3 protein-coding genes are annotated in these 2,350 nt (G+C 49.2%); 2 read left to right on the plus strand and 1 reads right to left on the minus strand.

Annotation, left to right across the window (positions count from 1 at the left end):
- Positions 1 to 79 precede the first annotated feature (79 nt).
- Positions 80 to 715 carry a hypothetical protein gene (locus tag O71_RS09220; protein ID WP_007655838.1) on the plus strand — a complete coding sequence of 212 codons (636 nt, stop codon included), beginning with the start codon at positions 80 to 82 and terminating at the stop codon, positions 713 to 715.
- The gene (locus O71_RS09225) at positions 693 to 1,457 is read left to right on the plus strand and encodes a geranylgeranylglyceryl/heptaprenylglyceryl phosphate synthase (protein WP_007655840.1); all 765 of its coding nucleotides are present in this window, start codon (positions 693 to 695) and stop codon (positions 1,455 to 1,457) included. The genes O71_RS09220 and O71_RS09225 overlap by 23 nt, the downstream gene beginning before the upstream one ends.
- On the opposite strand, the gene O71_RS09230 is transcribed toward O71_RS09225, so the two are convergent.
- Positions 1,440 to 2,350, minus strand: a 911-nt coding sequence (locus O71_RS09230; RefSeq protein WP_007655841.1) for a helix-turn-helix domain-containing protein, incomplete at its 5' end; no start/stop codon positions are given. The two genes, O71_RS09225 and O71_RS09230, sit on opposite strands and share 18 nt — an antisense overlap.

The raw sequence follows: 2,350 nt of genomic DNA on the forward strand, positions 1-2,350 counted from the left end.
ACAAGAAAGTGTTTCAAGGCATGGCTGACAAAGCCTTTGATAATACGATATACAAAACAGACAAAAGAGAGAAACAAGTATGAGCGAAACTAACAACCCCCTGTTCGATAACGAGCGTGAACTTCTGGAGCGTCAAAAAGAAGAATACAAAAACGCGCTCATGGGTGATGTGGATCAGATAAAGACACAGGGCCAGCAGATGGGCAAAAAAGTCGCCATTGCAGGCGGTGTGCTGGTAGCAGGGCTCCTGCTGAAGAGCATGTTCAGCGGCGGTAAAAAAAAAATTAAAAAACTGAAGAACAAAAAGGCTCTAAAGAGTTCAAAGTCCAAGAGCAAGGAGACGGATGCGCTTGGCTTCAACAAGTATGCGCACGACCAGGAGGATAGCTACACCGCAAGAAATGCGAATATGGCAGGGTACAATTCCTTTGTACATGAGCAAGAGGACGACTATACCTTGTCATCAGAACGCATGCCACATACCCCGCAGCAACAAACCGGCGTATCTAAAAGCTTTGTAAACTCTGAACTGATGCAGGTAATCAGTCAGCAGCTCATGGCCTTACTCCTTGTATACCTTACTAAAAAGGTAGAGGAATACTTAAGCACTGTTTCTAAAAATAACGATATTGCAGCAGCACCCATTGAGGTGACTGAAGTAGAAACGATTGCTTATACCATTCCAGAAGAGGATGCCATTCAACAACCTTTGTAACAGACAGCAGCATGAGCCAGGCAGAAAGCACTTCGCCCTCCTGATCGACCCCGATAACCTGGACGAAGCTTCCTGCCTGAACCTGCTCTCTCTTAGTGAAACCCACCAGGTAGATTTTTTCTTTGTCGGCGGCAGCCTCATCACCACTGATAACCAGGCCGCCATCATCAAACTTATCAAAGAGAACAGCACTATACCTGTCATTCTCTTCCCAAGCAACAGCCTGCACATTGACAAGCAAGCTGACGGCATTTTGCTACTGTCCCTTATCTCTGGCCGCAATCCTGACTTCCTGATCGGCCAGCATGTGCTTTCGGCTCCTATTCTCAAAGCCAGTGAACTGCAGGTATACCCTACCGGCTACATGCTCGTAGACACCGGCCGCCAAACCACTGCGTCTTACATGAGTGGCACCACGCCTATACCTTATGACAAGCCCGCGATTGCCGCCTGCACTGCCATGGCCGGCGAGCTGCTGGGCCTGCGCTACATCTACCTCGACGGAGGCAGCGGCGCTATGCAGCCCATCAGCGCAGACATGATCAAGGCGGTACGACAGTCGGTGGAGGTTCCCATCATAGTGGGAGGAGGCATCAATACGGCGGCCAAGGCAAGAGCAGCACTGGAGGCTGGCGCCGACGTCATTGTGGTAGGTAACCACATAGAAAAAAACCCCGGCTTTCTGGCCGAGGTTTCTCACACTATTGCTTCTTATAATCTTGCCTTAGATGTTCATCGCTGATTCGCGACGACGCATCTTACCGGCAGGTATACCAAACATCATCTTGAAGCGACGGCAGAAGTAAGCTGTATCTTTGTAGCCCACATCCTTACCGATTTCGCGGATGCTCTTCTTCGTAGTACGAAGCAGGAACACAGCACGCTCCATGCGCTGGTACTCAATGTAATCCTGAGGGTTAATGCCTGTCAGCATCTTGAAATACTGGCCTACATAGTCCTCAGAAACGTTGGCCACGTTAGAAAGCACTTTGTTAGACAAGTCGCCGCCCAGGTTCTCTTTGATGTAATTGAACAGGTCAATAAGGCGAGGGTCTTTGAAGTAGGTGCTGTTCGTAGCCAGCTGCTCCACAAACATTTTGTTGCGCAGGATGTGACGCACGATCTCTACCACGATGTTCTCGGTGTAGATGCTGATCAGACGCTCCTTGCCTGGCAAATCCTGCATGCTTTCTTCCACTACCTTGATCACCAGGTTAGCCAGCTTGTTGTTCCCTGAGATCAGGAAGGCAGGCAGGTCAAGTGATGCAAAGAAGTTAACTGAATCGAACACTTTCGCTTCGAAGCTCACATAGCTGTGGCTCTCTTCCGCGTCGCCGATCAGGTCGAGGTCGTTGTTGCTCTTAAAGAACTTCTCTCTGTTGGTGATCAGGTCATCGTTTGTGATGGATCTGCCATCGCCGGAACCATAGGTTACCTTTGTGCTACGTCCACCCGGTATAAAGAGCAGTTCGCCCTCTTCTACCATCTGTTCCTCCTCACCAAAGAAAATTGTACCTTTATGAAGCAGAATCAGGTTGTTGCCTACGTCGTAGTAGTTGCGTACCGAGAACGGCTGCTGCAACACCAGATTTTTCGCTTTAATGAACCGCACCCCAAGCGACTCAATAATCTTAT

Source organism: Pontibacter sp. BAB1700, from assembly GCF_000277005.1.
GTDB lineage: Bacteria > Bacteroidota > Bacteroidia > Cytophagales > Hymenobacteraceae > Pontibacter > Pontibacter lucknowensis.